General features: G+C 70.5%; 3 protein-coding genes and 1 pseudogene. 1 reads left to right on the forward strand and 3 read right to left on the reverse strand.

Annotated features, from left to right (window positions below):
* The coding region (locus K9U40_RS22155; RefSeq protein WP_282892276.1) for an alcohol dehydrogenase catalytic domain-containing protein at window positions 1-765 on the forward strand (765 nt) is incomplete at its 5' end.
* 25 nt (window positions 766-790) lie between these two features.
* Here K9U40_RS22155 and K9U40_RS22160 read toward each other — a convergent pair.
* The 3 genes and pseudogenes from K9U40_RS22160 to K9U40_RS22170 form a co-directional block, all read right to left on the reverse strand.
* Window positions 791-2602 (reverse strand): PHA/PHB synthase family protein, encoded by a 1812-nt coding sequence (locus tag K9U40_RS22160; protein WP_282892277.1) that lies wholly within the window; start codon window positions 2600-2602, stop codon window positions 791-793.
* A 271-nt stretch (window positions 2603-2873) separates the two neighbouring features.
* Window positions 2874-3731, reverse strand: a complete 858-nt coding sequence (locus K9U40_RS22165) for a CHAD domain-containing protein (protein ID WP_282892278.1) — start codon at window positions 3729-3731, stop codon at window positions 2874-2876.
* Window positions 3732-3785: 54 nt separating this feature from the next.
* Window positions 3786-4144, reverse strand: a pseudogene (locus K9U40_RS22170) (thiolase family protein); the annotation flags it as partial.

Raw genomic sequence — 4144 nt, forward strand, 5'->3', positions numbered from 1 at the left:
TCCCACCTCAGGCTCGGGGAACGGGTGGGCGTGGGCTGGCTCGGCCATGCCTGCGGCACCTGCCCCTATTGCGCCGCGCTGGAGGAGAACCTCTGCGACGCCCCGGTCTTCACCGGCTGCACGCGGGACGGCGGCTTCGCCACCCACACGGTGGCGAACGCGAATTTCGTCTATCCCCTCGGCGAGGCGGGCGACGACGCCGCGCTGGCGCCGCTGCTGTGCGCCGGCCTCATCGGCTGGCGCACCCTGAAAATGGCCGGCGAGGGCCGGCGCATCGGCCTCTACGGCTTCGGCGCGGCGGCGCACATCATCGCCCAGGTGGCGCGCCATCAGGGCCGGGAGATCCACGCCTTCACCCGCCCCGGCGATGAGGCGGCGCAGGCGTTCGCCCGCTCTCTCGGCGCCGTCTATGCCGGCCCGTCCGATGCCCCGGCCCCCGAGCTCCTGGATGCCGCCCTCATCTTCGCCCCGGCGGGGGAACTGGTGCCGCAGGCCCTGCGCGCCGTGCGCAAGGGCGGGCGCGTGGTGTGCGGCGGCATCCATATGAGTGACATCCCCTCCTTTCCCTATCGGTGGCTGTGGGAGGAGCGGAAGATCCTGTCGGTGGCGAACCTGACCCGGGCCGACGCGCATGAATTCCTCGCGCTGGCGCCCAAGGCGGGCGTCACCACCCATGTGACGCCCTATCCGCTGGCGCAGGCCAACGACGCGCTGGACGACCTGCGCCACGGCCGCCTCAAGGGCGCGGCCGTACTGGTGCCGTAACACCAGGCCCGCGGCCGAGCAGCTTTCAGCGCTGCATCACATAGGTGCCGGGGGCCGGCTCCAGCGGCGGATAGCCGGGACCGCCGATGGGTGGCAGGGCGCCCCGCCCCGTGGAGCGCGCGGCGAGGAAGGCCTCCCACGCCGGCCACCAGGACCCCTCCTGCGGCTGGGTCGCCTCCACCCATTCATCCGGGCTGAGATTCAGGTCGAGGTGCCGGGTCTCGTGGAGGCGGAAGTGCCGGTGCTTGTGCCCCGGCTCGCTCACGATGCCCGCATTGTGCCCGCCCGAGGTCAGCACGAAGGTGACGTCGGTGTCGGTGAGCTGGTGGATCTTGTAGACCGACCGCCACGGCGCCACATGGTCCCGCTCCGTGCCCACCACGAACAGCGGCACCCGGATATCGAGCAGCGACACCGGCCGCCCGTTCACCGGATAGCGGCCGGCGGCAAGGTCGTTGTCGAGGAAGAACCGGCGCAGATAGTCCGAATGCATGCGGTAGGGCATGCGCGTCGCGTCCGCGTTCCAGGCCATGAGGTCGCTCATGGGCGCGCGCTCGCCCATGAGATATTCGTGCACGAGGCGCGACCAGACGAGGTCGTTGGAGCGCAGCATCTCGAACGCCCCGGCCATCTGCCCGGCGGCAAGATAGCCCTGGTCCCACATCATGCTTTCCAGCATGTAGAGCTCGCTGGGATCGACGAAGAGCTGAAGCTCGCCGGCTTCCGAGAAGTCGGTCTGCGCCGCCAGCAGGGTGACCGAGGCGAGCCGTGTGTCGCCGGCCCGCGCCATGGCGGCGGCGGCCACCGACAGCAGGGTGCCGCCGAGGCAGTAACCCGCCGCATGCACCTTGCTGCCGGGCACGATGGCCTCGATGGCGTCCAGCGCCGCCATGACGCCCTGGTTGCGGTAGTCGTCGAAGCCGAGGTGGCGGTCTTCCGCCGTCACGTTCCGCCAGGAAATGCAGAACACCGTGTGGCCCTTCGACACCAGGTAGCGTACCAGCGAGTTCTGCGGAGACAGGTCGAGGATGTAGTATTTCATGATCCAGGCCGGCACGATCAGCACCGGCTCCGCCGCCACCTCGCTGGTGGTCGCGCGGTACTGGATCAGCTCGATGAGGTGGTTGCGGAAGACCACCTCGCCGGGCGTCACCGCCACGTTCTGCCCTGGAACGAAGGCTTCCGCCCCAACCGGCGGGGCGTCCGTCGCCTTGCGGGCGAGATCGGCAACCGCGTTGCGCACCCCCGCGACGAAATTCATCCCGGCCGTCTCGCGCGTGCGGCGGATGACCTCCGGATTGGTGAAAGGCGAGTTGGACGGCGAAAACACGTCGAGCAACTGCCGCGCCACGAAGGCGACCAGCGCCTCGTCGTGGGGCTTCACCCCCGGCACGCCATGGGTGGCATTGTGCCACCACTGCTGGTTCAGCAGGAAGGCTTGGTACCAGAAGCGGAATGGCCAGTCCTGCCAGACCGGCGCGCTGAAGCGCTCGTCTCCCGGCAGGGGGCCGATGCAGTTGGGGAAGGTCCGGTCGAAGCTGGAGGCGACGGCGTAGGAGCCGAAGCGCGCCGCCTTGCGCCACGCCTTCAGGCCCAGTTCCGCCCGTTTGCCGGGAGCGGCCGCAAGGTGCATCCACCAGTCGAGGAAGGCCAGGGACAGCGCCGCGGGCGACAGGCCCGACGTGGTGCGCGCCACAAGGGCCGCCGCGGCCCGGTCCACCGCCCGGAAGGCCTCGGGACCGGAGCCCCGGTCGAAATCCTCGTCATCATGGCAGGCGAGGCGTGCCCAGATCTGGGTCAGCATCCGGGCCGGATGGGGCAGCTGGGAGAAGTCCATGGCCGTGCGTTCCGGTGCGGGAGACGGCGAGCGAGCGGCCGGCGCGGACACGGCGCCGGGCGCCTTTGCCGGCGCAGGCGGGACGGGGGCCAGGGACGGAAGGCGGGATTCGAGGGGCATCGGCCGGTCTCTTCGCAAACTCGTGTGCTGCCGGGCGGTCGCCATCGGCGCTTGTGCTGTTCCTTGCCCGTGCTCCGGGCGCTTTCATGGCGCGCCAGCATGAGCGGCACGGATTACGGCACCATGACTCTCATCAAATAGTTGCGACACATCAAAAAATGTCGCGGTAGCGCGCGAGGAACGCCTTTGGCCGCAGGTTGAACAGTACCGCATGCCGCCGATGGGCCTTTTTCTTCAGCCGCTTCTGGGCGAGATCCATGGCGAAGGCGAGCCGCTGCCGCGTCCCGTCCTCGAGGGCGGGTGCGGCCGCGAGCATGGAGCGCAGGATCTCAATGTCCTGATAGGCGCCGAGGATGTCCCGAAGACGCTGCGCCTTGCGGGCGCGCTTCAGCCCCCGCCCGCCGAAGGCGGATGCGATGAAGCCCATCTGGTAGCGATGGGCCACCACGCGCTTGCGGGCCTCGTGCATGGCCTGCGGCGTGGTGAAATGAGCCCTCCGGGCCTGGCGATAGGCCTTTACCAGACCCTCGCCAATGTCCGCAGCCGCCACCTCCGCGCCGAAGTCGCCCGCGAGCGTCGCCCGCACCTCGGCCCCGAAGGCGGTGAGGGAGGCGCGATGGCGCTCGGCCTCCTCCGGTTCCGCCGCATCCGGGCCGATGGCGGCACGGGCATCCGCCGCGTCGCAGGCGATGAGGAGCCCCGCCGTCTCGACCACGTCGATGGCCTCGCCGGCGGCGGCCTTGTCGCGCGCACCGGACATGGCGCGGGCCACCTCCGCCGTGTGCCGGCGCAGGGCCAGGGCGGCGTCGCCGGGCACGAGGCGCAGCAGGGCCCGCAATTCCTTCATGGCCTTGCGGGCATCATGGACCATCTCCACCGGGTCCGGATCCTCCACCGCTTCCTTCAGGGTGTCGAGGACGTCGAGAAGCGCGAACACCAGCGCCTGCCCCGCAGCGGAAGCAGCAGCGACGGTATCCCCGGGGCCGGCGGTGTCCGATCGGGTATGCATGTCCTCTCCAGCTCCCATCCATCAATCCTGCCACCGCCGGAGGGCTTCGTCTTTTCAGGATAGCACCATGGCGCTGGCGATGCCTCCCGCCCCGGCGATGGCGACCAGCGCCCGGCCGCCGGCGCCCCGAAGCCGGTGGAATGCCCGGACCGCCAGGACCGCTCCCGAAGCCCCGATGGGGTGGCCCCGGGCGAGGGCGCCACCCTGCGCATTGACCCGCTCCGGATCAAGGCCCAGCCGCGCGATGCCGGCGAGGGCCTGGGCAGCATAGGCCTCCATCAGTTCCACATGCTCCATGTCGCCCGCATGAAGGCCGAGCCGCGCACACAGGGCCGCAACTGCCGCAACCGGCGCCAGCGCCGGCATCAGCGGATCACCGCCCCGCGCCAGCGCTCCGAGCAATTGCACCCGCC

Source organism: Xanthobacter autotrophicus (genome assembly GCF_030015065.1).
Classification (GTDB): domain Bacteria; phylum Pseudomonadota; class Alphaproteobacteria; order Rhizobiales; family Xanthobacteraceae; genus Xanthobacter; species Xanthobacter autotrophicus_D.